This is a genomic window from Parazoarcus communis SWub3 = DSM 12120, assembly GCF_003226565.1.
GTDB lineage: Bacteria > Pseudomonadota > Gammaproteobacteria > Burkholderiales > Rhodocyclaceae > Parazoarcus > Parazoarcus communis.
This window is the reverse complement of the sequence record NZ_QKOE01000211.1, coordinates 1-251: the sequence shown is the minus strand read 5'-3', so window position 1 is coordinate 251 and position 251 is coordinate 1. Positions and strand designations below refer to the sequence as shown.

The 251-nt window shown below is 68.5% G+C and carries 1 protein-coding gene; it reads right to left on the bottom strand.

Annotation, left to right across the window (positions count from 1 at the left end):
- Positions 1–251 (bottom strand): electron transfer flavoprotein subunit beta/FixA family protein (locus tag DNK49_RS23770; protein WP_424445314.1); only part of this gene is annotated, 251 nt, incomplete at both ends.

Here is a 251-nt window from a genome sequence, read left to right as displayed (position 1 = left end):
GGCCTTCATGATGTTGGGCAGCGTCGCGTAGCGCGGCTCGTTCAGGCGCAGGTCGGTGGTGACCACCGCCGGCAGCTGGATCGACAGCGTCTCCAGCCCGCCGTCGATCTCGCGCATGACGCTGGCCTTGCCATCAGACAGGGTCAGCTTCGACGCAAAGGTGGCCTGCGGCCAGCCCGCCAGCGCCGCCAGCATCTGCCCGGTCTGGTTGGCGTCGTCGTCGATCGCCTGCTTGCCGCAGATCACCAGCG